The 25,484-nt window shown below is 31.4% G+C and carries 24 protein-coding genes, 2 tRNA genes and 4 pseudogenes; 17 read left to right on the top strand and 13 right to left on the bottom strand.

Annotated features, from left to right (window positions below):
• Positions 1–2 precede the first annotated feature (2 nt).
• The 3 genes from AC0L3M_RS01465 (at position 3) to AC0L3M_RS01475 (ending at position 4,070) form a co-directional block, all read left to right on the top strand.
• A complete protein-coding gene (locus AC0L3M_RS01465; RefSeq protein ID WP_473431584.1) occupies positions 3–2,273 on the top strand; it encodes an aconitate hydratase in 2,271 nt (756 codons plus the stop codon).
• 287 nt (positions 2,274–2,560) lie between these two features.
• Complete coding sequence (locus AC0L3M_RS01470) at positions 2,561–3,439, top strand: anti-sigma factor domain-containing protein (protein WP_473431585.1); 879 nt, start codon at positions 2,561–2,563, stop codon at positions 3,437–3,439.
• A 64-nt stretch (positions 3,440–3,503) separates the two neighbouring features.
• Positions 3,504–4,070, top strand: coding sequence for a TlpA family protein disulfide reductase (locus tag AC0L3M_RS01475; RefSeq protein WP_473431586.1), 567 nt, complete (start codon positions 3,504–3,506; stop codon positions 4,068–4,070).
• Here the strand turns inward: AC0L3M_RS01475 and AC0L3M_RS01480 are convergent.
• The 8 genes and pseudogenes from AC0L3M_RS01480 to AC0L3M_RS01515 all read right to left on the bottom strand — a co-directional run bounded on the left by AC0L3M_RS01480 (position 4,067) and on the right by AC0L3M_RS01515 (position 9,299).
• Positions 4,067–5,209, bottom strand: a complete 1,143-nt coding sequence (locus AC0L3M_RS01480; protein ID WP_473431587.1) for a lycopene cyclase family protein — start codon at positions 5,207–5,209, stop codon at positions 4,067–4,069. The genes AC0L3M_RS01475 and AC0L3M_RS01480 overlap by 4 nt on opposite strands.
• A 22-nt stretch (positions 5,210–5,231) precedes the next feature.
• Entirely contained in the window at positions 5,232–5,681 is a 450-nt protein-coding gene (locus AC0L3M_RS01485) for a sterol desaturase family protein (RefSeq protein ID WP_292944257.1), read from the bottom strand.
• A gap of 2 nt (positions 5,682–5,683) precedes the next feature.
• Positions 5,684–6,523 carry a phytoene/squalene synthase family protein gene (locus AC0L3M_RS01490; RefSeq protein WP_292944260.1) on the bottom strand — a complete coding sequence of 280 codons (840 nt, stop codon included), beginning with the start codon at positions 6,521–6,523 and terminating at the stop codon, positions 5,684–5,686.
• A 1-nt stretch (position 6,524) separates the two neighbouring features.
• Positions 6,525–7,987 (bottom strand): annotated as a pseudogene (locus AC0L3M_RS01495) (phytoene desaturase family protein).
• The gene (locus AC0L3M_RS01500) at positions 7,988–8,596 is read right to left on the bottom strand and encodes a B12-binding domain-containing protein (RefSeq protein WP_473431588.1); all 609 of its coding nucleotides are present in this window, start codon (positions 8,594–8,596) and stop codon (positions 7,988–7,990) included. It lies immediately after the preceding pseudogene.
• Positions 8,597–8,604: 8 nt separating this feature from the next.
• Positions 8,605–8,901 carry a MerR family transcriptional regulator gene (locus tag AC0L3M_RS01505; RefSeq protein ID WP_473431589.1) on the bottom strand — a complete coding sequence of 99 codons (297 nt, stop codon included), beginning with the start codon at positions 8,899–8,901 and terminating at the stop codon, positions 8,605–8,607.
• Positions 8,902–9,087: 186 nt separating this feature from the next.
• Positions 9,088–9,160 (bottom strand) — tRNA-Lys (locus AC0L3M_RS01510).
• Positions 9,161–9,226: 66 nt separating this feature from the next.
• A tRNA-Lys gene (locus tag AC0L3M_RS01515) sits at positions 9,227–9,299 on the bottom strand.
• 123 nt (positions 9,300–9,422) lie between these two features.
• On the opposite strand from AC0L3M_RS01515, the gene AC0L3M_RS01520 reads away from it, so the two are divergent.
• On the top strand, positions 9,423–9,938 hold the full coding sequence (locus AC0L3M_RS01520; RefSeq protein ID WP_473431590.1) for a shikimate kinase: 516 nt from the start codon (positions 9,423–9,425) through the stop codon (positions 9,936–9,938).
• Here the strand turns inward: AC0L3M_RS01520 and AC0L3M_RS01525 are convergent.
• Complete coding sequence (locus tag AC0L3M_RS01525; protein ID WP_145000048.1) at positions 9,930–10,433, bottom strand: phosphoribosyltransferase family protein; 504 nt, start codon at positions 10,431–10,433, stop codon at positions 9,930–9,932. The two genes, AC0L3M_RS01520 and AC0L3M_RS01525, sit on opposite strands and share 9 nt — an antisense overlap.
• 4 nt (positions 10,434–10,437) lie before the next feature.
• Positions 10,438–10,812 carry an RNA-binding S4 domain-containing protein gene (locus AC0L3M_RS01530; RefSeq protein WP_145000046.1) on the bottom strand — a complete coding sequence of 125 codons (375 nt, stop codon included), beginning with the start codon at positions 10,810–10,812 and terminating at the stop codon, positions 10,438–10,440.
• Between the two features lie 79 nt (positions 10,813–10,891).
• Between AC0L3M_RS01530 and AC0L3M_RS01535 the strand changes: the two genes are divergently transcribed.
• The gene (locus AC0L3M_RS01535; RefSeq protein WP_292944277.1) at positions 10,892–11,833 is read left to right on the top strand and encodes an FKBP-type peptidyl-prolyl cis-trans isomerase; all 942 of its coding nucleotides are present in this window, start codon (positions 10,892–10,894) and stop codon (positions 11,831–11,833) included.
• A 65-nt stretch (positions 11,834–11,898) separates the two neighbouring features.
• On the opposite strand, the gene AC0L3M_RS01540 is transcribed toward AC0L3M_RS01535, so the two are convergent.
• From AC0L3M_RS01540 to AC0L3M_RS01550, 3 genes are all read right to left on the bottom strand, one after another.
• The gene (locus AC0L3M_RS01540) at positions 11,899–12,540 is read right to left on the bottom strand and encodes an outer membrane beta-barrel protein (RefSeq protein WP_473431591.1); all 642 of its coding nucleotides are present in this window, start codon (positions 12,538–12,540) and stop codon (positions 11,899–11,901) included.
• A gap of 142 nt (positions 12,541–12,682) precedes the next feature.
• Positions 12,683–13,636 (bottom strand): transketolase family protein, encoded by a 954-nt coding sequence (locus AC0L3M_RS01545; RefSeq protein ID WP_145000041.1) that lies wholly within the window; start codon positions 13,634–13,636, stop codon positions 12,683–12,685.
• A 20-nt stretch (positions 13,637–13,656) separates the two neighbouring features.
• A complete protein-coding gene (locus AC0L3M_RS01550; protein WP_473431592.1) occupies positions 13,657–14,502 on the bottom strand; it encodes a transketolase in 846 nt (281 codons plus the stop codon).
• Between the two features lie 210 nt (positions 14,503–14,712).
• Between AC0L3M_RS01550 and tgt the strand changes: the two genes are divergently transcribed.
• From tgt to AC0L3M_RS01610, 12 genes and pseudogenes are all read left to right on the top strand, one after another.
• Positions 14,713–15,843 carry a tRNA guanosine(34) transglycosylase Tgt gene (tgt, locus tag AC0L3M_RS01555; RefSeq protein ID WP_292944288.1) on the top strand — a complete coding sequence of 377 codons (1,131 nt, stop codon included), beginning with the start codon at positions 14,713–14,715 and terminating at the stop codon, positions 15,841–15,843.
• Positions 15,844–15,897: 54 nt separating this feature from the next.
• Positions 15,898–16,917, top strand: coding sequence for an LptF/LptG family permease (locus AC0L3M_RS01560; RefSeq protein ID WP_473432524.1), 1,020 nt, complete (start codon positions 15,898–15,900; stop codon positions 16,915–16,917).
• Positions 16,904–17,811: pseudogene (locus tag AC0L3M_RS01565) on the top strand (DMT family transporter). The gene AC0L3M_RS01560 and the pseudogene AC0L3M_RS01565 overlap by 14 nt, the downstream one beginning before the upstream one ends.
• 109 nt (positions 17,812–17,920) lie before the next feature.
• Positions 17,921–18,874, top strand: coding sequence for an acetyl-CoA carboxylase carboxyltransferase subunit alpha (locus AC0L3M_RS01570; protein WP_292944297.1), 954 nt, complete (start codon positions 17,921–17,923; stop codon positions 18,872–18,874).
• 253 nt (positions 18,875–19,127) lie between these two features.
• Complete coding sequence (gene dnaB / locus AC0L3M_RS01575; protein ID WP_473431593.1) at positions 19,128–20,663, top strand: replicative DNA helicase; 1,536 nt, start codon at positions 19,128–19,130, stop codon at positions 20,661–20,663.
• Positions 20,664–20,681: 18 nt separating this feature from the next.
• Positions 20,682–21,716, top strand: coding sequence for an AI-2E family transporter (locus tag AC0L3M_RS01580; RefSeq protein WP_473431594.1), 1,035 nt, complete (start codon positions 20,682–20,684; stop codon positions 21,714–21,716).
• 144 nt (positions 21,717–21,860) lie between these two features.
• Positions 21,861–23,044, top strand: a pseudogene (locus AC0L3M_RS01585) (asparagine synthetase B).
• A gap of 18 nt (positions 23,045–23,062) precedes the next feature.
• Positions 23,063–23,395, top strand: a complete 333-nt coding sequence (locus AC0L3M_RS01590; RefSeq protein ID WP_473431595.1) for a hypothetical protein — start codon at positions 23,063–23,065, stop codon at positions 23,393–23,395.
• Complete coding sequence (locus tag AC0L3M_RS01595) at positions 23,377–24,036, top strand: tetratricopeptide repeat protein (RefSeq protein WP_473431596.1); 660 nt, start codon at positions 23,377–23,379, stop codon at positions 24,034–24,036. Before AC0L3M_RS01590 ends, AC0L3M_RS01595 begins: the two co-directional genes overlap by 19 nt.
• 196 nt (positions 24,037–24,232) lie before the next feature.
• Positions 24,233–24,343, top strand: a pseudogene (locus AC0L3M_RS01600) (hypothetical protein); the annotation flags it as partial.
• 60 nt (positions 24,344–24,403) lie between these two features.
• Positions 24,404–24,742: a hypothetical protein gene (locus AC0L3M_RS01605; RefSeq protein ID WP_473431597.1), complete on the top strand. Its 339-nt coding sequence runs from the start codon at positions 24,404–24,406 to the stop codon at positions 24,740–24,742.
• Entirely contained in the window at positions 24,735–25,403 is a 669-nt protein-coding gene (locus AC0L3M_RS01610) for a LytR/AlgR family response regulator transcription factor (protein ID WP_473431598.1), read from the top strand. Before AC0L3M_RS01605 ends, AC0L3M_RS01610 begins: the two co-directional genes overlap by 8 nt.
• The last annotated feature ends 81 nt before the right edge of the window (positions 25,404–25,484 follow it).

Consider the following 25,484-nt stretch of genomic DNA (forward strand, 5'->3'; position numbering starts at 1 on the left):
ATATGGCATTTGATATTGACATGATAAAAAAGGTATACAGCCAAATGACAGAACGTGTTGACGCAGCACGTAAAGTTGTAGGTAAACCTTTAACACTTTCTGAAAAGATTTTGTATTCTCACCTTTGGGACGGAACACCTAATAAAGCCTTCACAAGAGGTAAAGACTATGTGGATTTTGCTCCAGATAGAATAGCATGTCAAGATGCTACTGCACAAATGGCTTTATTGCAATTTATGCAAGCTGGTAAAGATAAAGTGGCTGTACCAACTACAGTACACTGTGATCACTTAATCCAAGCTAAAGAAGGTGCTGCATCCGATTTAAAACACGCAAATAGCGTAAGTAGTGAGGTTTTTAACTTTTTAGAATCTGTATCTAATAAATACGGAATTGGTTTCTGGAAGCCAGGAGCTGGTATTATCCACCAAGTAGTTTTAGAAAATTATGCATTTCCAGGAGGAATGATGATTGGTACCGATTCTCATACAGTAAATGCTGGTGGTTTAGGTATGGTGGCTATTGGTGTTGGTGGTGCTGATGCAGTAGATGTTATGGCTGGAATGGCTTGGGAACTTAAATTCCCTAAATTAATAGGTGTAAGATTAACAGGTAAGTTATCTGGATGGACTGCACCAAAAGATGTTATTTTAAAAGTTGCTGGAATTGTTTCTGCTAAAGGTGGAACTGGAGCAATTGTTGAATATTTTGGTGAAGGTGCCAAAGCAATGTCTTGTACTGGTAAAGGTACAATTTGTAACATGGGAGCAGAGATTGGAGCAACAACTTCAACTTTTGGATACGATGAGTCTATGGAGCGTTATTTACGTGCTACAGATAGAGCAGATGTTGCAGATGCAGCAAATAAAGTTAAAGAGTATTTAACTGCAGATACTGAGGTTTATGCAAATCCAGAGCAGTATTTTGATCAAGTAATAGATATTAATTTATCAGAATTAGGACCATTATTAAATGGACCGTTTACTCCAGATTTATCAACTCCAGTTGGTAAAACAATGGGAGAAAAAGCAACAGAAAATGAGTGGCCAATTCAAGTAGAATGGGGACTTATTGGTTCTTGTACTAACTCGTCTTATGAAGATTTATCGCGTGCATCATCTATTGCGCAACAAGCGTTAGATAAAGGCATAAAAATGAAAGCAGAATTAGGTATTAATCCAGGTTCTGAGCAAGTTCGTTTTACAGCAGATAGAGATGGTATTTTAGGAATCTTTGAAAAATTAGATGCTAAAATATTTACTAATGCTTGTGGTCCATGTATTGGACAATGGGCAAGATATAGCGATCCTAAAAATGCACCAAAAAATAGTATAGTACATTCGTTTAACCGAAACTTTGCTAAGCGTGCAGATGGTAATCCAAATACACATGCTTTTGTAGCCTCTCCTGAGATTACAGCTGCTATTGCTATTGCTGGTCGTTTAGACTTTAACCCTTTAACGGATTCGTTATTAAACGAAAATGGAGAAGAAGTTATGTTTGATGAGCCAACAGGATGGGAATTACCTCCAAAAGGTTTTGAAGTTAAGGATAACGGTTATTTAGCTCCTGATGAAGATGGAAGTGGAGTAGTAGTTAAAGTCGCTTCAGATTCTGAAAGATTACAATTATTAACACCTTTTACGCCTTTAGGGAATGATATTTCTGGTGCTAAATTATTAATTAAAGCATTTGGAAAATGTACAACAGACCATATTAGTATGGCTGGACCTTGGTTACGTTTTAGAGGACATTTAGATAATATTTCTAACAACTGTTTAATTGGTGCTGTTAATGCATTTGGAATGAAAACTAACTTCGTTAAAAATCAATTAACAGGAGAGTTTGGTGGAGTACCAGATACAGCTAGAGAGTATAAAGCAGCAGGAATTAAAACTGTAGTAGTAGGAGACCATAACTATGGTGAAGGTTCTTCTCGTGAGCATGCTGCTATGGAGCCAAGACACTTAGGTGTTGCAGCAGTAATAGTTAAATCTTTTGCTCGTATCCACGAAACAAACCTTAAAAAACAAGGTATGTTAGGATTAACTTTTGCAAATGAAGCTGATTATGATTTAATCCAAGAAGATGATACATTTAACTTTATAGATTTAAATGAATTTGCGCCAAATAAACCATTAACTTTAGAGTTAGTGCATGCAGATGGTAGCAAGGATACAATTGTATTAAACCATACTTATAATGAAGCTCAAATAGCTTGGTATAACGAAGGAAGTGCGCTAAACTTAATTAAAAAAGAGAATAACGCATAATTTTTAATTTTTTATAAATTTAAAACTCCTGATTTTTATCAGGAGTTTTTTTATGATCATAATTTAAAACGATTACAATTTATACGTCTGAATGATAATGACTTAAAGGTTTAATTTTGATTTTATAATATCGTCACTAAAAACTATTTTTATTGAGTATTTTCTATCAAATTGTAGTTTAATTTTGAATAATTGATGGTTAAAATGGAATTTATTTGATTAATACGTAAGGTATTGATTTGTTAATCGACTCTTTAAAGAAAAATTAATTAATTAAAACCAAGATTATGATTAGAAAAATGTATTTAGCTGTTTTAGCTTTAGGAGTATTAAGCGTATCATGCAGTAGTGATGACGACGCAACTGCACAACAACCAGAAACGTCTACGTTAACATTAAACCTACCTGATTTAGAAGCGTTGGGTAATGATTTTGTGTATGAAGGTTGGATTATTGTTGATGGATCTCCAGTATCCACAGGAACATTTAGTGATGTTACGTTTCCAAAAACATTTCAAGTATCAAGTTCTCAATTAGCTTCTGCTTCAGCATTTGTGTTGTCCATCGAGCCAGCTTTAGATTTAGATCCAGCTCCAGCAGCAACAAAAATTTTAGCAGGAGATTTTTCTGGTAGTTCTGCAAATGTAAACTCAAATTTAGTTGCAGATTTCTCTGCAGCAGCAGGAACATTTATTTTAGCAACACCAACAGACGCTGATGACACTAATGAAGAAAGTGGAGTATGGTTTTTAGATAATGCAACAGGAGCAGCTGTTGCAGGATTAGATTTACCAGTACTATCAGATGGTTGGGTATATGAAGGTTGGGCTGTAATTGATGGTACACCAATAAGTACTGGTACATTTACAGATCCAGCTATGGCAGATGCAAATGCATCAACATCACCTTTTAAAGGAGATTTAGGAGATGGTCCAGGTTATCCAGGTGAAGATTATTTACAAAATGCGCCTACAGGATTTGCGTTTCCAACTGATTTAAGAGGAAAAACTATTGTAATTTCAGTAGAGCCTAGTCCAGATAATAGTCCAGCACCTTTTACGCTAAAACCATTATTACAAACGGTAGCAGCAGATGCAACTGTGCATACCTCTATAGCAATGGGAACAGGACCTGTACAAGCATTATCAGGAACAGTTAACAGATAAAAACAAATAGTTTTGTTACTTTTGAAGCACCTAAATTATTAGGTGCTTTTTTTATTTTATAGTCATGAAAAAACCTTTGTTTTCGCTTAAAAATATAGTGTACTTAGCTATAGTTTTAATATTAGTAATTCCGTCAAGTAGACAGTTTGTACAAATACAAATCCATAAAGGGTTAGCTTTGTTTGCTCCAAACGTAGAGAATGAAACAGATAGAGTACAAATTAATAACTACAACTGGAATTTAATAGATTTAGATAATAAGGTATACAATTTCCGTCAAGCGGAAAATAAAATCGTTTTGATCAGCTTTTGGGCTACATGGTGTCCACCTTGTATTGCAGAGCTACCTAGTATGCAACAATTATATGAAACCTATAAGGATAAAATAGAATTTGTTTTTGTTTCTAATGAAAAACCTGAAACCATTAAAGCCTTCATGAAAAAAAACAATTATTCTTTTAAGGTTTATAGTCCGTTAGATGCACCTAACGTAGAATTATTTAATGTAAATAGCATTCCAAGAACGTTTTTAATTAATCAAAAGGGAGAAGTTGTAATCGATAAAAATGGTGCAGCAAATTGGAATAGTGATTCGGTTAAATCAATTATCAATAAATTGCTAAAAGACTAAAGTGTTTTAAAAAAAGCTTTTATAAAACTCCAAGAAAATAACGAGGTCATGATTTGTAATTCTTCTTTAAACGACGAGTCTTCATCTAAAAATCTAAACATAGTTTGAATTGAATTTTTAGAGTAAAATTTTTCAAAAATCCATTCACCTTTATGGTTTTCGTCCTTTAAAACTTTTAAAAATATTTTGTCGTAAAACTTATATTTTGCTTTAAATAAGTCTGTTGATGGTGTATTGTTTGCTTTAATATTTGCAATTATTGTTGCAACTTTTTTTTCTGTAAGCTTAAAAGAATAGCCTGTACTACCTTTTACCCAACCACCTGCTGTTCCAATTTTAGTAATGTTTTTGGTGTTAGATTGCTCAAAAGGGAAATTGGTCATTGGTATTTGACCCATTTCGGTTTCAATAATTTGGTAATCTTCAATTTTCAAATAGTCTTTTATGTATTTTTTAATATAACTATCATAAACATGTTCTTCTACTGTATGTTCAGTAAAGTAAGTAAACTCTACTAAAGCTTCACGTTTAGTAAAAGGTAATACATAGTTAAAAGTGGTTTGATCTCCATCCTTTAATCTATAATCCATCATGGTAATAGTTTCAGGATCAAAAGCGTCTGCGTTAGTTTTTATTATCCAACCTTTAAAATGTTGTGTTATGGTCGTGTATTGATCTAATCTTGAAATAGCATCATTAGCTATGCGACTATCAAATACATGATTGGCAGTATACGGATTTTTATTGGTGTTAACCGTAATAGTACTGTCATCCGTTACAGAGTTTACGGTTTCGGTTATAAATGTTATATTTTTATTCTGTTTAAGAATTGCTAAAGCATGCGAATAAAAATCAATAGCACGAATGGTTTTGTAACTGTAAGGATTAAGTTTTAAATCTATAGTTTTGTTTGACGCAAAAATAGTTGCTTTTGACCATTTTTGGTGAATAATATCTTCCCATAAACCTGTATTTTTCTCCCAGAAACTCCAAGTTTTATCATTACTTGTTTTAGTGGAAGGGTCTATTAAAGCAATGCGCTTATTTGTAAAATGGCTATCGTTGTTAAATGCTAAAGCAAGTTGTAAGCCTGCTAAACCATTACCAATAATAATATAGTCATAATGGTTTTTAGACATTATTTAAAAAGTATATAATAATTTATCTTTTGAAATACTTAAACGGTACAAATAACATCCCGAAACATTCACCATCACCTTTACCTAGATGTTTATGATGAATTTTGTGTGCACGTCTAACACCTTTTGCGTACCAATTATTAGCGTTTCTAAATATTTTAAAACGTTGGTGTATAAAAATGTCATGAACTAAAAAATAGGCTGCACCATATGCCATGATACCTAATCCAATTGGTAGACAATACCAAACGTTTTCGTAATTCCACAGATAAAAACAGGTCATACTTACAATAGCATAAAATATAAAAAAGGCATCATTACGCTCAAACCAACTGTCATGATCTTTGTGGTGATGGTCTTTGTGTAGACTCCATAAAAAACCATGCATGATATATTTATGGGTAAACCACGCCATAAACTCCATTGCAGTGAAGGTTCCTATAAAAACTAATATCCAATATATTGCTTGCATTATTATAATAAGTTTAATTGATATTTAACATAGCTTCGTGTTAAGAGTTCTGCCTTTTTATAATTAGGGACTCTAATACGTGTGTTTTTGATTTCTAAAGCTGGTGTTTTTTTTAATTTTTTTAATAATTGATTGTAATAACGGTAAGCCATAAATACACCAAATTTAGCTTCAATAGGTAATTGTTTAATACCTTTTAAGCCTTCATTAAAATCGTTTTCTATATCATTGATGATGTATAGCTTATCGGCTTCAGTTAAATTGGTTAAGTCCGTATTTGGAAAATAGGTTCTATCCAATAATTCGTGATCAGCTTTTAAATCTCTTAAAAAATTCACCTTTTGAAAAGCAGAACCCAAGGACATTGCTGTGCTTTTTAAAGTTTCATACTTTTCGTTATCTCCTTTTACAAATACTTTTAAGCACATTAACCCAACAACATCTGCCGATCCATAAATATAATCCTTATACTCTTGATCAGTAGTATATTTAGTTTTGGACAGGTCTAGTCTCATACTTTTCATAAAAGAGTCAACCATATGCTTATCAATATTGCATTTATGGTAGGTATGTTGAAAAGCGTTAAGTATAGGATTTAAGCTTATCTTATCTCTAAGTGCAAATTCTAAATCGTCTTCAAAGCGTTTAAAAAGTTCTTTTTTATTGTACTCATGAAAAGTGTCTACAATTTCATCAGCAAATCTTACAAAGCCATAAATATTATAAATATCTTGTCTTATAGTATTGGCAAGCATTTTTGTAGCCAAAGAAAAAGAGGTGCTGTAAGATTGCGTAACAATCTTGCTACAGTCGTATGATACAGAATCGAATAATGTTTTCATTTTAAACGTTATGATGTTTATTAATTAATTCTGCTACTAGTTTACCCGAAATAAGAGCAGGAGGTACACCTGGTCCAGGAACTGTTAATTGTCCTGTAAAGTAGAGATTTTTCAGTTTATTACTTTTTAAATTAGGCCTTAAAAAGGCAGTTTGTAGTAATGTATTTGCCATTCCGTAGGCATTACCTTTATATGAATTGTATTCTTTTATAAAGTCTTTAACACAAAAGGACTCTTTAAAGATAATATTATTTTTAACATTTTGTTTTGTTAATTTCTCAAAACGTTCTAAAATAATATTTAGATATTTTTCTCTTATCTCAGTAGTATCTTCAATTCCTGGAGCTATAGGTATTAAAAAGAAGCCAGTTTCTGATCCTTCTGGTGCCATACTGTGATCCGTTATGGATGGAAAATTAGCATAAAACAAAGGGTCTTTTGGCCAACTTGGATTGTCGTAAATGTCTTCAGCGTGTGTCTCAAAATTTGTATCGAAAAACAAATTGTGATGCTGTACATTGTTTAATTTTTTGTCAAAACCGATGTAAAAAAGTAAAGATGAAGGCGCAAATGTCTTTTTGCTCCAATACTTTTCTGAGTATTGTCTGTGTTGTATGTCTAATAATGTTTCGGAATGGTGATAATCTGCACCACTTAAAACTACATCAAATTGAAGTGTTTGGTTGCCAACAATTATTGCTGTTGCTTTTTTGTCTAACACATTAATTTTAGCTACAGGACTATCGGTTTTTATAGTAACGCCTAAGCTTTTAGCCAATGATGACATGGCTTTGATAATCTCATACATTCCGCCTTTGGGATGCCATGTACCTAAACCAAAATCGGCATAATTCATAAAATTATAAAACGATGGTGTTTTGTTAGGTTTGGCACCAAGAAATAAAACCGGAAACTCTAAAGTTGAAATTAATTTAGGGTTTTTAAAGTTTTTTCTAACATCTCTGCTAATGGTTTTAAAAATTGGTCAACACGCATTATAGTTTCTGGTGTGACTAATTCTAAAGGTGATATTCCAGGCTTTAATACCACTTTATTAATAGCGATATCATAATTAGTGGCAGCTTTATTAATAAACTTTTTTAACGGAACGGAACTACCTTTTTCTATACGTTCAAACTCAATACATATTTTTTCTAGGGTATCACCAATGGTAATTACGTCATCTTTAAAAAATATTTTATAAGCAGGCGAAAGTTTATCTAATTGATAAAAGTCAGATGTTTTTTTATTGAAGTCTGCAAAAAACTTATCAAAAATATCTGGCATCCAATACCAACTTGGACCTATGTCAAAGGTAAAGCCTTCTTTTTTTAACTGTCTACAACGACCACCAACAGTACTATTTTTTTCAAAAATAGTTACGTTATGTCCAGATTGCGCTAAGTAACAAGAGGCTGAAAGTGCTGAAAATCCAGAACCAATAATTGCGATATTTTTACCCATTTATGCTAAAACGTGTTGTAAAGATTCAAGAACATCTTTAGTGGATTGATACGATGCTATTTTTAGGTTGAAAGTATTGTCTATAAAAGCAGTCATTCTTCCTGAAATTATTAATTTGTTGTTTGTGTTTTTCAATATTTTGGAATTAAAATCAGCTAAATATTGGTTAATGTCGTCTTTTTCAGGCTTAACCGTAAAACACGAAATAAAAGTGATGCTATCGTATTGTGATTTTAAAAATTCTAGACTGTCTAAAGGGACACTTTGTCCTAGATATATTGAGTGAAATCCTCTGTTAATTAATTCGTAATTGGTAAACAGTAAACCTAATTCATGTACTTCATTATCTGGTAAAAACAACACATACACTTCACTATTATCTACTAGGTTCTTTTTGTTTAAAGAGGTTTCTATGTTATAAACAATCTTTTGTTTAATAAGTTCTACTATAAAATGCTCATGCGCAGGCGTGATGGTGTCTGTTTGCCACAACATACCAATTTCATCTAATAATGGCACAAATACTTTATAGAAAATATCACTAAAGCTTAACTCTGTTTTTAAATCTTCGTAAGTTGTAAAAAATAACGATTGATCAAAATTGAACATAGCCAATTTTAAAGCATTAATGTAATGGTTATTACCCTCTTTTTTTCGGCAATTTGTCTTACAATAGTTGGTATATCTTTGCTATCCAAATTAGCTATTTTAGATATTTTATAACCGTTATTATTTAGGTAGCTAATGTTTAATATTTTTTGAAGACTAGATAAGCTGTAATATCTAATATTAGTTTCTGTTCTGTTAGGTTCAAATAGATTGTAGCGCTTTTCCCATATTCTGATGGTGTGCGCTTTGATACCTGAGAGGTTCTCAAGATCTTTAATACTAAATTTAGTTTTTATATTGTTCATTGTTTAGCTAAATTAATTAAACAAAATGAATTATAGCTATAAAAACATGAACATTTTGAAATAATTAACAAACTGCATCTTTTAATGCGGTTTTAGATTAAAAGTTTTTAAGAAATAAAATGTATATCGGTTCCTAATGTTAGGTGTGAAGCAAAAAAAAAGCTAAGCAAGATGCTTAGCTTTTTGTGACCAGACTGGGGCTCGAACCCAGGACCATCTCCTTAAAAGGGAGATGCTCTACCAACTGAGCTATCTGGTCAGTAAAACAATTTTTATATTTTGTAATAGTCACAAAAATAAATTCAAACAACAGCTTGAAAATAAGTGACCAGACTGGGGCTCGAACCCAGGACCATCTCCTTAAAAGGGAGATGCTCTACCAACTGAGCTATCTGGTCATTTGTTTTACGAGGGTGCAAATATAATAGCTTTTATTAATAATACAAGGCTATTTTTGATTTTTTTTGTTTTTTTGTTTCTCAAATATGTATGGTTTTAATAATCAATTTATAAGCTTAAAAATGAATTTAATTTTTATTGGATATATGGCTTCCGGAAAGTCAACAATTGGTCAAAAAATGGCAGAAAAAATGGAATTTAAATTTATTGATTTAGATAATTATATTGAGGAGTTTGAAAAAATGAGTGTTTCTGATATATTTAAAACTAAAGGAGAAATCCATTTTAGAAAACTTGAGCAGACCTATTTAAAACAAATAACCTCCAATACAGATCAAACAATAATTGCGCTAGGAGGAGGTACACCTTGTTTTTACAATACTATGGAATGGTTAAATAAACTAGATAATTTTAAGACCGTATATTTAAGAACTAATTTAGATATTTTGACAGACCGTTTATTTTTAAATAAAACAAGACCATTAATTAGTCATCTAGAGACTAAAGTTGCTTTAAAAGACTTTATTGCTAAACATTTATTTGAGCGCTCTTATTTTTATAATCAGGCAAGTGTAGTTGTTGAAGCTACTAGTAATGAAGAAGAGACAATAAATAATATTTTAAAAAAGTTAATTTAAATAAGCTTTCCACTCTTTACCTTCTAGATCCACCTGAACATGCTCATTTAACGAGGTTGACAACGATATACCCTTATAATCTGCTTTAACCGGAAATTTTTTATGATTTCGGTTTACTAAAACAGCAGTTTTAAATTGTTTTAAAGGGACTTCTAAAAAATGTTTTACACAGTAAATTAAGGTAGTACCTGAATTTAACACGTCATCAATTAAAACAACCGATTTGTTTTGATATTGTTCCGGTTTTAGGGAGGTCTTTATTAGGTCTCTTGGGTTTTTCTTGTCTATGGATATTTTACAAAGCGTTGGTTGGATTGGAGATATTTTTGCTAAAATGGTTTTCAGTTTTTTTGCTAAAATATAACCATTCGCATCTATACCAGCTAAGACAACTTCTTCCTCGTTTATATTTGCCTCATATATTTGAAAAGCAATTCGTCTTAACTTATTGTTAATGGCACTATTATCTAATATTACATCTTTTAAAACACTCATAATACTATTGCTCGTTTTCTGCGTTTAAATTGTCTAAATCTCTTCTGTCTTTTTTTGTTGGTCTTCCAACACCTTTTTTTCTGTAATAATCCTTGGCTAATTTAAGCATTTCTTGTGCTTCAAAAGCGGACTTAGGAGTGTTATCTACACGATAAATATCTACAAGTTTAGCACCAACCCTGTTTGGAGGAATATCCAAAACGGTCAATTTATAGTTAACCTGGTCTTTTCTAAGTTCAATTATATCTGTTGGATAAACTTCTCTACTGGCTTTAGCTACACTACCATTTACCTTAATATGGCCTTTTTTACATGCAGTCGTTGCTATGTTTCTTGTTTTAAAATGTCTAACACACCATAAATACTTATCTACTCGCATACAAATTATCTAAAATTGACGTTAAGGTTATTGTGCAAAATTATATTAAAATGTATCTTGCACATCAAAAATAAGAATAATGAATTTAAGAAAAATCACTTTTGCGTTATTAGTTGTGTTAGTTACTGCATTTTCATGTGGTACAGATGATGGAGATACATTTACTTTTGTGCCTAGAGATAGCCAAGAGGTTTATGATGAGAACATTGTTGAGATAGAGGCGTTTTTAGCAACACATACATATAATTATGACGAATTTGATTTTGCTAATCCATACTCATTAGCTAACGATACATTTAAAATTGTTTTTGATACAATTAGTGAAGCAAATAACAACTTAGATGCGATAGCATTACTAGATAGACCAGAGTTACTATTTAAAACGGTTACTCAAGGTGATGTAGATTATAAACTATATTATTTAAGTGTTAGAGAAGGTTTAGGACAAGCAACACACCCTTTGGATGCAGTAAATGTAACATATACTGGTACTTTATTGGATGGGACAGAGTTTGATGGAGCAGATGTTGATGGTCTTACTTTTAATTTATCATCTGTAGGTTCTTCTTTTGGAGTAGTTGATGGTTTTAGAGAAGCTTTAGTTGAATTTAGAATGCGTGATGGCTATACTGAAAATGGTGATGGAACTACAACAAACCATAACTATGGTATTGGAGCAGCTTTTATTCCTTCTGGTTTAGGTTATTTTTCAACAGGAACGACATCTATACCAAGTTATTCTCCTATTAATTTTACATTTGGATTACTAACTAGAATTGATACCGATTATGATTTAGATTCAATCCCTTCACATTTAGAAGATTTAGATGGTGATGGTGATGGTTTAAATGAAGATACTGATGGTGATGGTGTAGCTAACTTTATTGATAATGACGATGATAATGATGGTGTATTAACTATTGATGAAGATATCGATCAAGATGGAGACCCAACTAATGATGATACTGATGGAGACGGAATACCAAACTATTTAGATTTTGATACTAATTTATCAAACTAAAAATTAAATATTACAAAAAAAGAGCCACTTTATAAAGTGGCTCTTTTTTTATGATTGTTTGAAATTTATAACATAACAGATATACTAAGTATTAGTTGTTCTGGTCGCGTATCTAATCTATTTGGATTTAATACTGATACATTATTATTAATAATAGTCGCTTCGTTATTATTAAAGCCTCTCTCGTATCTTAAATCTATACCAATCTTATCTAAGCTTAATCCTATTCCAAAATTTAATCCTACAGAAAAGTCATCTTCTATAGTGTCAATTGTAGCATTTTCAAATTCGCTATCCATTATATATTGCAAAGATGGACCTGCAAAGACATGTATAGGACCTAAAACTTTTAAGCCAATTAACAATGGAGCGTCTAATTTTTGTAATTCAAATTCGCCAGCAGTATAATCGCTTTTTGTAGTAGTATAAACCAATTCTGGTCTAAAGTATATTTTGGTGCCTATTTTTCCAAAAACACCAACGTGGTAGCCAACGCTTCTGTCTGGATTTTGGTAACTGTTAGAAATTGACTCAAAGTAATCTCCATTACCATTGTAATTTACACCACCTTTAAAACCAAATCCATTTCCATTTTGAGCATAACCTAAAGCTGAAAATATAAGTATTCCAATAGATGCTAAAATTACTTTTTTACTTACGTTTGAATTATAACCTAAGCCATTCTGAAATTTTTGTAAAATGTTCATAATTGTCGTTTTTTGATTAACACTAGTTATAACGATAATTATGCCAAATTATTTGAATGGTTAATAGATAGGGTTTTACAAAACAAAAAAGCGTTTAAAACCTTATGTTTTAAACGCTTTACTATGTAATGAGATAATATTTTTACTTTCTTGTAATCACTTTTTCTGCAGCTTTAACAATAGCATCAGCATTTAGACCATACTTTTCCATTAATTGCGCTGGTGTACCTGACTCACCAAAAGTATCGTTTGTAGCAATAAACTCTTGTGGTGTAGGTTGATGTTGTGATAAAACACGTGCAACACTTTCTCCTAATCCTCCTAAGTGGTTATGCTCTTCAGCAGTAACAACACATTTAGTCTTTTTAACAGACTCTATAATAGCATTAGCATCTAATGGCTTTATAGTATGTATGTTTATTACTTCAGCAGAAATACCCTTATCATTTAAGGTTTTTGCAGCTTCTAAAGCTTCCCAAACTAAATGTCCAGTAGCAACAATGGTTACATCAGTACCTGTTTGTAATTGTACAGCTTTACCAATTTCAAAAGTTTGATCTTCTGGAGTAAAGTTAGCTACTTTTGGACGCCCAAAACGTAGGTAAACTGGTCCTTCATGACTTGCAATTGCTATAGTAGCAGCTTTGGTTTGATTGTAATCACAAGTGTTTATTACAGTCATACCTGGTAACATTTTCATTAATCCAATATCTTCAAGTATTTGGTGTGTTGCACCATCTTCTCCTAAAGTTAAACCTGCGTGAGATGCACATATTTTAACGTTTTTGTCAGAATATGCAATACTTTGTCTAATTTGATCATAAACACGACCTGTAGAAAAGTTAGCAAATGTACCTGTAAAAGGAATTTTTCCTCCAATAGTTAAACCTGCAGCAATACCCATCATATTAGCTTCTGCAATTCCAATCTGAAAAAAACGTTCTGGGTTTTCTTCAATAAACTGATCCATTTTTAAAGACCCAATTAAATCTGCGCAAAGAGCTACAACATTAGGATTTGTTCTTCCTAACTCTGTTAATCCGTCTCCAAAACCTGATCTTGTATCTTTACTTCCTGTATTTGTATATGTTTTCATGTTGTCTTAATTCAAGTTGATTAATAGTCGCCTAAAGTTTCAGGGTTTTGCTCTAATCCAATAGCTAATTGCTCGTCATTAGGTGCTTTACCATGCCAAGCATGTGTATGCATCATAAAATCTACACCATTACCCATTATTGTTTTTAGTAATACACAAACAGGTTTTCCTTTACCTGTTAAACTTTTTGCTTCTGCCATTCCTTTAAGGATCGCTTCTATATTATTACCTTCTTCAATGTCTATAACTGTCCATCCAAAAGCTTCAAATTTAGCTCTAAAACTTCCCATTGGTAATACAGTATCTGTTGATCCATCAATTTGCTGTCCATTTAGATCAATAGTTGCAATAATGTTATCTACTTTTTTAGCAGATGCATACATAATTGCTTCCCAGTTTTGACCTTCTTGCATTTCGCCATCTCCATGTAAGCTATATACTAAATGTTTGTCTCCATTTAATTTTTTTGCTTGGGCAGCACCTAAAGCAACACTTAGACCTTGACCTAAAGATCCTGATGCAATCCTAACACCTGGTAGTTTTTCATGTGTTGTTGGGTGACCTTGTAGTCTTGTGTTAATTAATCTAAAGGTGTTTAATTCTTCTACAGGAAAATAACCCGTTCTAGAAAGTACACTATAAAATACAGGTGAAATATGTCCATTTGATAAAAAGAAAAGATCTTCTCCAATGCCATCCATATCAAAACCTTCTTTTCTATCCATGATGTTATCATAAAGTGCTACTAAAAATTCTGCGCAACCTAATGATCCTCCTGGATGTCCAGAATTTACTTTGTGTACCATACGTAAAATGTCTCTACGTACCTGTGTGGTTAAATCTTCTAATTGTTGTGTGCTTGCCATGTTTTATGGGTTAAATATTTTGTTCCAAAATTAGGATTTTAATAGCCCACAACCAAGATTATTAAGGACACTTATTAACCAAATGGCTAGATTTCTTAACAATTCATTCATTTTAAAAAAGTATTAACAAAATTTTCAATTTTAGGAAGTATTTAATACCCTTTGCATTTTTCTTACATATATTTGCTAGCTGAAGATTAAAGAGATATAATGACTTTCGATTTAAAAGCAAAAGACACACAAAGTAACGCTAGAGCAGGAGTAATAACTACAGATCATGGTGTAATTGAAACACCAATTTTTATGCCTGTTGGTACTGCTGGAACTGTAAAAGGTGTGCATCAAAGAGAATTAAAAAACGATATTAATCCAGATATTATCTTAGGTAATACCTATCACTTATATTTAAAACCTCAAATAGATGTTTTAGAAAAAGCTGGTGGATTGCATAAATTTATGAACTGGGATCGTAATATACTTACGGATTCTGGAGGTTATCAAGTCTACTCTTTATCAGGAAATAACAAGATTAAAGAAGAAGGTGTTAAGTTTAAGTCTCATATTGATGGTAGCTACCACACTTTTACGCCAGAAAACGTAATGGAAATCCAACGTAGTATTGGAGCAGATATTATTATGGCATTTGACGAGTGTACACCTTATCCTTGTGAATATAACTATGCTAGACGATCCATGCACATGACGCATCGTTGGTTAGAGCGTTGCTTAACACATCTTGATAAAACACCTTTAAAGTACGACTACTCACAATCCTTTTTTCCGATTGTTCAAGGTAGTACGTATAAAGATTTACGTAAGCAATCAGCCGAGTATATTGCAGGTGTTGGAGCAGAAGGTAACGCAATTGGTGGTTTGTCAGTAGGTGAGCCAGCAGAAGAAATGTATGCTATGACAGAGGTTGTAACAGATATACTACCATGGGATAAGCCACGTTATCTAATGGGTGTTGGTACACCAATTAATATACTAGAAAATATTGCATTAGGTGTAGACATGTTTGACTGTGTAATGCCAACACGAAATGCAAGAAACGGAATGTTATTTACTGCCTACGGATCGATAAATATTAAAAACCTTAAATGGCGCGACGATTTTTCGCCAATTGACGAGATGGGTATTACTTACGTAGACACGGAGTATAGCAAGGCATACTTACGTCACTTATTTAATACAAATGAATTATTAGGTAAGCAAATCGCAACCATACATAACTTAGGTTTTTATTTATGGTTGACTAGAGAAGCAAGAAAGCATATCTTAGCAGGAGACTTTAGAGCTTGGAAAGATAAAATGGTAAAACAAATGAATAATCGTCTATAAGTGAAAATATTAGACTGGTACATATTAAAACGTTATCTAATGACTTTTGCGGTCATGCTACTGTTGTTTATACCAATTGGTATTACAGTGCATTTAGCAGAAAAAATTGGTAAAATACTAGAAAACAATGTGCCTTTCGGCGAAGTCATGCAGTACTTGTTAGACTTTACAATATACTTTGCACATTTACTTTTTCCGTTATTTTTATTCTTATCAGTAATTTGGTTTACATCAAAATTAGCAAATAATACAGAGGTTGTAGCGTTTTTAAGTTCAGGTGTATCGTTTACACGATTTTTAAGACCTTACTTAATTGGAGGTGTAATTGTTGCTTTATTATCCATTGTTTTAGGATTATACCTAGCACCTAACGCTAGTAAAGGGTTTAATAATTTTAAATATAAATACCTCTCAGGTAAAAAAGAAAATAATAATACCAATGTATTAAAGCAGATTAATGACAACGATATTATTTATGTTACTAGCTTTGATACAAAAAATAAAACAGGAGTAAATTTTACTTTAGAGCATTTTGAAGAAGGTAAAATGACCTATAAAATTAGTGCATCTAACCTAAGATATATCGAAGAGGATTCAGCTTACATACTCCGTAATTACTTTAAAAGAACCATTGGAGATAATGATGATGTGTTGGACATTCAAAGAAAAAAAGACACAATTTTTTCATTTGATTTAGAGGATTTAACACCAGAAAGTTACATAGCTGAAACCTTAAGGTACGATGAGCTAGTTAGATTTATTGATAGAGAAGAAAAACGAGGCTCTAAATATATAGGTCGTTACAAGTTAGCTAAATATCAAAAATGGAGTTTACCAGTTTCAGTATTTATACTTACAATTATTGCAGTAGCTGTATCTTCTAGAAAACGTCGAGGCGGAATGGGAGTCAATTTAGCATTTGGGATTTGCATAGCCATGGTTTTTGTCTTTTTTGATAAGATATTTGGTACACTAGCCTCTCAGTCTAACTTTTCACCATTGCTAGCAGTTTGGTTTCCTAATATAATTTTTGGGGTTTTAGCCTTTTTCCTGTTACGCAATGCAAAACGATAAATTAAAAAATTACCTTCACTTACATGTCCTAGTTTTTATAGCTGGATTTACTGCTATTATTGGTAAATTAATAACTATCAATGCTGTTAGTTTAGTGTGGTATAGGATGTTAATGGCAACGGTTTTAATGTTTGTTTACATCAAGATTGCTAAAGTCGATATTTCTATTACCAAAAAATCATTGATTAAATTATCCATTGCAGGAGTAATAATAGCGTTACATTGGATTACTTTTTTTGGAGCCATACAAGTATCTAATGCTTCTATTGCTTTAGCAATGTTCTCTACAGGTGCTTTTTTTGCATCCTTTATAGAACCTATAATCTATAAACGTAAAATTATTGCTTATGAGATTGTTTTTGGTCTTATCGTGATTTTAGGTGTGTATTTAATTGTAAAAAGTGAGTTTAAATATATTGACGGAATGATTTTAGGAATTATTTCTGCATTTTTATCCTCATTATTTGCAGTCCTAAACGGAAAGTTTTTAGAGGAGCATTCTGCAACCAAGATTTCATTTTACGAGTTTTTAAGTGGAGTTTTTTTATTTCACTTTACATCTTGCTTTTTGGAGATGGTTTTAATTTAAATCATTTTAATATATCGCTATCTGACGGTTTATGGTTGTTTGTTTTAGCATCTGTTTGTACAGCCTATGCTTTTATAGCTTCTGTTTATGTCATGCGTTATATTAGTCCTTACACAGTAGTGTTAACTTATAATTTAGAGCCTATTTACGGAATCATTTTGGCATTGATGCTATTTCCAGAATCAGAGACTATGTCACCTTCATTTTACATTGGTGCATTTATAATTTTAGGGGTTGTATTACTTAATGGAGTCCTTAAAAATTTAAAAAAATTCAGAAAGAATAAAAGCCCACAAACTAATTGATTATCAAATTTTAACGTTAAAATGTGCGCATTTTAATCATAATCTTAAAATTTGAAGTAAAAAAAATGTAATTTTGCATGCTAACATATAAACAAAACTATCGTTCCCTATGGAATATTTAGAATTTGAATTACCAATTAAAGAACTGGAAGAGCAATTAGGAAAGTGTCAAGTTATTGGAGAAGAGAGTGATGTAGATGTGACACAAACTTGCAAGCAAATCGAAAAAAAGCTTGTTGCTACCAAAAAAGATATATATAAAAACCTGACGCCTTGGCAAAGAGTACAAATGTCGCGTCATCCTGATAGACCTTATACTTTAGATTATATTAAAGCTATATGTGGAGAGTCGTTTTTAGAGTTACATGGAGACAGAAACTTTAAAGATGATAAAGCCATGATTGGTGGACTAGGTAAAATAGGTGACCAAAGCTTTATGTTTATTGGTCAACAAAAAGGGTTTAATACAAAAACTAGACAATACCGTAATTTTGGTATGGCTAATCCAGAAGGCTACCGTAAGGCTTTAAGATTAATGAAGTCTGCTGAAAAATTTGGAATACCAGTAGTAACATTATTAGATACGCCTGGTGCTTATCCTGGTTTAGAAGCTGAAGAGCGTGGACAAGGTGAGGCTATTGCTAGAAATATTTTAGAGATGACACGTTTAAAAGTGCCAATTATTACAATAGTAATAGGTGAAGGTGCTTCTGGTGGAGCTTTGGGTATTGGTGTAGGAGATAAGATTATGATGTTAGAAAACACATGGTACTCTGTTATATCTCCAGAATCTTGTTCTTCAATTTTATGGAGAAGCTGGGAATATAAGGAATTAGCTGCCGAAGCTTTAAAATTAACAGCTACAGACATGAAAAAAATGAAGATTGTAGATGATATCATTAAAGAACCTTTAGGAGGTGCACATTCTGATAGAGAAACAACTTTTAAATCTGTAACAGAAGCTATTCTTGGTGCATACGACGAGTTTAAAAACTTATCACCAAAAGATTTAGTAAATAAGCGTATAGAAAAATATTGTGATATGGGTGTTTTTAAAGGGTAGACCTTATAAAACCATTTGCTAACAAAATCTGAAGTGTAATGCTTCAGGTTTTTTTATGCTTATTAACAAAAAAACAGACTTATTAACAGTATAAATGTTGACGACCTGTTAAGATTGAGTAACTTTGTATCCTAATATTTCTTAACAATTTATTTACTTTCGCTAAGTCAAGAATTAGGTGAATTATCATCTGGTTTTTTTAAATATTTAATCAATAAATTACTGAGTTATAACTCAAAACTATATTCAATAAATGAAGCAACCCAATCAAATAAAAGGCTATCAAGTTGACAGGAGCACTATTATAAACCTTGAAAAAGGTAAGATTCCACCACAAGCGTTGGATCTGGAAGAAGTAGTACTTGGTGCAATGATGATTGACAAGAAAGGGGTTGATGAAGTGATTGACATTTTAAGTGCTGATGCCTTTTATAAAGAAGCACATCAACACATTTTTGAAGCGATATTTATGTTGTTTCAAGAAAGTCAACCAATTGACTTATTAACAGTTTCGACACAATTAAAAACAAATTCTAAATTAGATTTAGCAGGAGGAGATTTTTATTTAATTTCCTTAACACAAAAAGTATCCTCTTCTGCCCATATCGAGTTTCATGCTCGTATAATTCTGCAAAAGTTTATCCAAAGAAGTTTAATTAAAATTTCTTCTGAAATAATTGAAGAAGCTTACGACGAAACTCAAGATGTATTTGACCTTTTAGATAAAGCAGAATCTAGGTTATACGAAGTCACACAAGGAAACATTAAAAAATCCAGTGAAACTGCACAAGACTTAGTAATTCAAGCTAAGAAAAAAATTGAAGAAATTTCCAAAAAAGAGGGAATGAGTGGTGTGCCATCTGGTTTTAATAAACTAGATAATTTAACCTCTGGTTGGCAAGAAAGTGATTTAATTATTATTGCAGCACGTCCAGGTATGGGTAAAACAGCCTTTACTTTAACAATGGCTAGAAACGTTGCAGTAAACTCAAATATTCCAGTAGCTTTTTTCTCTTTAGAGATGGCATCTGTACAGTTAATTACACGTTTAATTTCTAGTGAGACAGGACTGTCTTCAGAAAAATTAAGAACTGGTAAACTTGAAAAACACGAGTGGGAACAGCTTAACGTAAAAGTAAAAGCGTTAGAAAAAGCACCACTTTTTATTGATGATACACCTTCGCTTTCTATTTTTGATTTACGTGCAAAAGCTAGACGTTTGGCTTCTCAGCATGGTATTAGAATGATCATGATTGATTATTTACAATTAATGACAGCTGCAGGATCTGGAGGTAACCGTGAACAAGAAATATCGACTATTTCTCGTAACTTAAAAGCTTTAGCTAAAGAGTTAAGTTTGCCTGTAATTGCACTGTCACAATTATCGCGTGCTGTAGAAACACGTGGAGGAAGTAAACGTCCTTTACTATCCGATTTACGTGAATCTGGTGCGATTGAGCAAGATGCCGATATTGTAAGTTTTATTTACAGACCAGAATATTATAAAATTGACGAATGGGATGATGAAGAACGCTCTCCTACAGAAGGTCAAGGTGAGTTTATAGTTGCAAAACACCGTAATGGTGGATTGGAAAGTATTAGACTTAAATTTATCGGTCATTTAGGTAAGTTTGATAATCTTGATGATTTTGATACACCATTTGGTCAAGAATTTCATAGTAAAATGAATGCTGCTGCAAATGATAATACATTTGCTCCAGACAATTTCCCGTCAGCTAATGATGCTTTTGGTGCACCAGAAGAGGATGATAACGACGTGCCTTTTTAATAATAAGTAACTATTTAAATGGATAAAATAAAAACAACTAACTACCTACTTTTAATAATAGTAATACCTATAATATTTTACTTATTAAAAGTGCTGTCGTTTATATTTGTACCTCTAGTTTTTTCAATGTTTATAGCATTGTTGTTTTTACCTTTAATGCGTTTTTTACGTAAACGCAAGTTGCCTAAAGCGGTTAGTGTTTTTATTGTATTACTAGTTATAGCCTTAGGTGTAAAGCTTGGAGTAGAATTAGTAAAGCTATCAAGTAGAGAAATTTTAGCATCAGATTCTCAATTTTTTGCTAAAGCAGAAACAAAAATCAATACACTAGTTGATAATGTCGAAGCTTTTTTTGGTGTAGAAAAAGTAGAAGGTAGCAGGTCTTTAACTAGGTTAGTTAATAAAGAAGCCTTGCTAGATAATTTATCACCAACACTTAGTTTTATTAGTAAATTTTTGACAGCTTTATTAATGACGACCTTTTTTGTGGTTTTATGGTTAGCAGAGTCTATTAATGTTGAAAAATTAATTAATAGGACCATTTTAAGAAAAAAGCATACGTCTATTAAAACGTTTATGAAAATAGAAAAAGACTTGATTAAATTTATTAAAGTTAAGTTTTTGGTAAGCTTTTTAACTGGAGTTTTTACAGGTGTGGCCTGTTACTTTTTTGATGTAAGTTTTCCTATATTTTGGGGTTTATTTGCGTTTTTAATTAATTTTGTTCAAATGGTAGGTTCCTTTATTACAGTAATCTTGCTATCTATTTTTGCATTTGTCGAGCTAGAAACTTCTAGTAAATTATTATTTTTTATAATTTCAATAACAGGTACACAAGTATTATACGGTAGTATTTTAGAGCCTATATTTATGGGTAAATCCTTTTCTATTAATGTTATTGCTGTTTTAGTGATGTTAATGTTTTGGGGTTATATTTGGGGTATTCCTGGTTTAATTATGGCTATTCCAATTACAGTATTTCTTAAAATTATTTTTGAACAATTTCCTCGAACAAAAATTATTTCAGAATTACTCTCAGGCTCTACCAGTTAATTTATTATTAATCCTTTTATATCAGGTACTTTTTTAAGTATCTTTCAAGTTATAAAAAAGTATTTTTAAATGAATAAATTTACAGTCTTTCTATTCTTTTTTCTGTTTGTTTCTAAAGGGTTTGCATCCTACATTTTAATACCAATGGATGCTGATACCCAAAAAAATCATTTAAAAGCTTACGGAATTACGTACTGGAGTTTAGAAAAAGACGTTAAAGTTAAGTGGTTACTTAATTATAGAGGTGGTTCTTTTTTATTACCTGATAGCGAGTCAATCCAGCGTGAGTGTAAAATTAGAGGTGTTAGTTTCGAAATTATTTCTGATACAAAAACAGAGCAAATTTTAAATGAAATAGCAAGTCCAAGTAAAAATATGGAATCTGTGGTATTGGAAAAAGCACCCAAAATAGCTGTGTACACACCTCAAGGTAAATTACCTTGGGATGATGCAGTAACTATGGTATTAAGTTATGCCGAAATACCTTACGAAACCATTTACGATGAAGAAGTATTAAAGGACGAATTACTGTTGTACGATTGGTTGCATCTTCACCATGAGGATTTTACAGGACAATTTGGAAAATTTTATGGAAGATATCGCCAAGCAGCATGGTATATTCAAGAAAAAAAGACGCAGAAGCATTAGCTACTAAATTAGGTTACACCAAAGTATCTGAAGAGAAACGTGACGTTGCATTAAAAATAAGAGATTATGTTGTTGGTGGTGGCTTTATGTTTGCCATGTGTAGCGCAACAGAAAGCTTTGATATTGCCTTGTCTGCAGATGGAATTGATATTTGCGAACCCATGTTTGATGGAGATGCAAGTGATGGTAACTATCAAGCTAAAATTGATTTTGATAATACATTTGCTTTTAAAGATTATACTTTAGAGCGTAGTCCTTTAGTGTATGAGTTTTCTAGCATAGATATGACCATGAAACGCAATATACCAAAAGAAACAGATTACTTTTCTTTAATGGATTTTTCCGCAAAATGGGATCCAATACCTACCATGCTTTGTCAAAATCATACTGCTTTAGTAAAAGGTTTTATGGGACAAACAACCTCTTTTACTAGAGACCAAATTAAGTCAAATGTTTTAGTTATGGGAGAAAACAAAACAAATGGTGAAGCTAAATACATCCATGGTATTAAAGGTAAAGGCTTTTTTACTTTTTACGGTGGACATGATCCAGAAGATTATACGCACCAAGTTGGTGATCCAAAAACCGAATTATCCTTGCATCCAACATCACCTGGTTATAGACTTATTTTAAATAATGTCTTATTTCCTGCTGCTAAAAAGAAAAAGCAGAAAACGTAATATGAAATATTTATTTCTATGTATTTCTATCTTTTTTTCCAAATTTCTTTTTCTCAATCAGATAGCATTCAAGTTTACGGTCAAAATTTAATTGATCAAAATAAATTAGATACAGCCATAATTTACTACAAAAAGCACTTGCTTAACCCAAGTAGTCAAAAACAACAGGTACACTTACTTTTTGGATTAGCAGATGCTTATAAATTAAAATTAGATTATACTAATGCCAATGAAAACTACAACAAGTCTTTTATTACGATAACCAAAATAAAAGACAAGCAATTAGAGTTTTTGTACTATGTAAAAAAAGCAGAGTTTTTAGAAAAAGAGCTATGCATCTTGATGCAGTAAAAGAGTTAGATAAGGCGTTAGTTATATTAAAAAATACGCCTATAAATGATTTATACTTATCCAAGTATTACAATCGTAAAGCCGCACTTTTTACAGAACATTACCAGTTGAATGATTCCACGCTTTATTATTCAAATAAATCCTTAGTACTTGCAAAAAAAATAAACGATAATGATGCTATATTTTATTCGTTATTAGAAATTTCTGGAGTTTATGAGCGTAAAAAGGATTATAAAACTGCTCTAAAATATTTGGATGAAATTATAGCTTTTGCTAAAAGCAATAATATGAAGCAACAAGAAGCAGATGCTTACATTAGTTATGTAATGGTATTGGCAAGAAGTAATCAATTAGAAAAAGCATTGAATGCGTCACTTTATGCTGTAGATTTTTCCAAAAAAAATAAGTTTTTATACAATGAGATAATCTTTAATCAAAATATTCAAAATTTATATTTTAGACTAAATAATATAGAAAAAGCATACGAGTATTTAAAACAAAGATTAGAGTTAACAACCAAATATGATGAAATAAAAAAAGAAGAATTATTATTTAATTTAGAAACACAATACAAGCTGGCAGATAAGGAGAGTCAGATTAAGATTAATAATTTGGAAATTATAAATCAAAAAAAGCATTAGCCTCCAATAAGGTTAACTTATATATTGCACTAGTATTGTTTATGTTTTCAATTGCAGTTGCAGTCCTAATAGCTTATTTTCTTAAACGCTCAAAAAAAGCAATAAGCAATTACAAATACTGTCTTCCGAAAACGAATTTTTATTAAGTGAAGCAAACCACAGGATTAATAATAACTTACAATTAGTAGTAATACTTATTACCAATCAACTTAAAAAAGCTTCTGAGACAGAAAAAATTCAACTAAAAAATATTTTAATAAAGGTAGAAGCTATTTCTACTTTACATAAACATTTATATAAAAACGAAGACAAACAAACTATAGATATTGCCAATTACTTAAAAGATGTAAAAACTAGTTTTTTTGATGTGTTTAAAGAAAATGATATTACTACTAATTTTGATGTCAATTCTTTAGAAATAGCAACAGATCAAGCGATGTATTTTGGATTATTACTAACTGAGTTATTAATTAATTCTATCAAACATGCCTTTAAAAATCAAGATTATAAGGTGATAGATTTTACATTAAGGGTCAATAATGGCTTGCTATTATTTATATATAGTGATAATGGTATAAGCTTAGCTAATAAATCGATAAAACCTAAACTGGTAGATAAAATTTGTCGTCAATTAGAAATGGATTATAATATAAATACAGATAATGGTTTTAATTTTTCGATGTCTAAAAAAATAAATAATGAATAAGTTACAGGACTCAAAAATCCTAATCGTAGAGGATGAGATTATTATAGCAGATTACATAGAGGAGTTATTACTTGAAGAGCAATTTACAAACGTAGCTATTGCGAATAACAAAGAAACAGCTTTAGATAAAATGACTGCTTTTTTACCTGATATTATTTTAATGGATATTAATTTACAAGGGAAAAATGAGGGCATTCAGTTAGCAAAAGTTAAAAATATTAATGCGACCATTATTTTTATCACAGGTCAAAACGATTTAGTTTTAATGAATGAAGCATTAAAATCCAATCCAGACGCTTACTTAACCAAACCTATAAAACGATTAGATTTATTAGCTTCAATAAATTTATCGTTTTATAAAAAGCAATCGCAAATCTTTCAATTTAAAGATGGATACGATATTATTAATTTAAACTTTTCGGACATTAGATATTTTGTTGCAGAAGGTAATTATGTAAATATTTATACGCTCACTAAAAGATTTACTATTAGACAATCATTGATGGGTGTTATGGATAAACTTCCTACAGATAGTTTTAAACAAACGCATCGTTCTTATTTAGTAAATAAAAATAAGATAGAGAAAGTAACATCAAACACAGTAGTTATTAATGGTTTAGATATTCCTTTATCAAGGACGTATGCCAAACAATTTAAATAGCATTTTACATACAAAATGATGCGTTTCAACCCGTGTTATTGGTATTTCATAGAGTAAAAGTTAGTTTTGCGATTCTTAAAA

The organism is Olleya sp. KJ81-1 (assembly GCF_055808135.1).

Coding starts and splice junctions, on each gene's coding strand:
- AC0L3M_RS01535 (WP_292944277.1), top strand. CDS start 10,892: ATGAATTTAAGAAAAATCACTTTTGCGTTATTAGTTGTGTTAGTTACT.
- AC0L3M_RS01505 (WP_473431589.1), bottom strand. CDS start 8,901: ATGAACAATATAAAAACTAAATTTAGTATTAAAGATCTTGAGAACCTC.
- AC0L3M_RS01500 (WP_473431588.1), bottom strand. CDS start 8,596: ATGTTCAATTTTGATCAATCGTTATTTTTTACAACTTACGAAGATTTA.
- AC0L3M_RS01545 (WP_145000041.1), bottom strand. CDS start 13,636: ATGAAAACATATACAAATACAGGAAGTAAAGATACAAGATCAGGTTTT.
- AC0L3M_RS01560 (WP_473432524.1), top strand. CDS start 15,898: ATGCTACTGTTGTTTATACCAATTGGTATTACAGTGCATTTAGCAGAA.
- AC0L3M_RS01540 (WP_473431591.1), bottom strand. CDS start 12,540: ATGAACATTTTACAAAAATTTCAGAATGGCTTAGGTTATAATTCAAAC.
- AC0L3M_RS01610 (WP_473431598.1), top strand. CDS start 24,735: ATGAATAAGTTACAGGACTCAAAAATCCTAATCGTAGAGGATGAGATT.
- AC0L3M_RS01580 (WP_473431594.1), top strand. CDS start 20,682: ATGGATAAAATAAAAACAACTAACTACCTACTTTTAATAATAGTAATA.
- tgt (WP_292944288.1), top strand. CDS start 14,713: ATGACTTTCGATTTAAAAGCAAAAGACACACAAAGTAACGCTAGAGCA.
- AC0L3M_RS01520 (WP_473431590.1), top strand. CDS start 9,423: ATGAATTTAATTTTTATTGGATATATGGCTTCCGGAAAGTCAACAATT.
- AC0L3M_RS01465 (WP_473431584.1), top strand. CDS start 3: ATGGCATTTGATATTGACATGATAAAAAAGGTATACAGCCAAATGACA.
- AC0L3M_RS01480 (WP_473431587.1), bottom strand. CDS start 5,209: ATGTCTAAAAACCATTATGACTATATTATTATTGGTAATGGTTTAGCA.
- AC0L3M_RS01590 (WP_473431595.1), top strand. CDS start 23,063: ATGTATTTCTATCTTTTTTTCCAAATTTCTTTTTCTCAATCAGATAGC.
- dnaB (WP_473431593.1), top strand. CDS start 19,128: ATGAAGCAACCCAATCAAATAAAAGGCTATCAAGTTGACAGGAGCACT.
- AC0L3M_RS01485 (WP_292944257.1), bottom strand. CDS start 5,681: ATGCAAGCAATATATTGGATATTAGTTTTTATAGGAACCTTCACTGCA.
- AC0L3M_RS01490 (WP_292944260.1), bottom strand. CDS start 6,523: ATGAAAACATTATTCGATTCTGTATCATACGACTGTAGCAAGATTGTT.
- AC0L3M_RS01595 (WP_473431596.1), top strand. CDS start 23,377: ATGCATCTTGATGCAGTAAAAGAGTTAGATAAGGCGTTAGTTATATTA.
- AC0L3M_RS01530 (WP_145000046.1), bottom strand. CDS start 10,812: ATGCGAGTAGATAAGTATTTATGGTGTGTTAGACATTTTAAAACAAGA.
- AC0L3M_RS01475 (WP_473431586.1), top strand. CDS start 3,504: ATGAAAAAACCTTTGTTTTCGCTTAAAAATATAGTGTACTTAGCTATA.
- AC0L3M_RS01570 (WP_292944297.1), top strand. CDS start 17,921: ATGGAATATTTAGAATTTGAATTACCAATTAAAGAACTGGAAGAGCAA.
- AC0L3M_RS01525 (WP_145000048.1), bottom strand. CDS start 10,433: ATGAGTGTTTTAAAAGATGTAATATTAGATAATAGTGCCATTAACAAT.
- AC0L3M_RS01550 (WP_473431592.1), bottom strand. CDS start 14,502: ATGGCAAGCACACAACAATTAGAAGATTTAACCACACAGGTACGTAGA.
- AC0L3M_RS01470 (WP_473431585.1), top strand. CDS start 2,561: ATGATTAGAAAAATGTATTTAGCTGTTTTAGCTTTAGGAGTATTAAGC.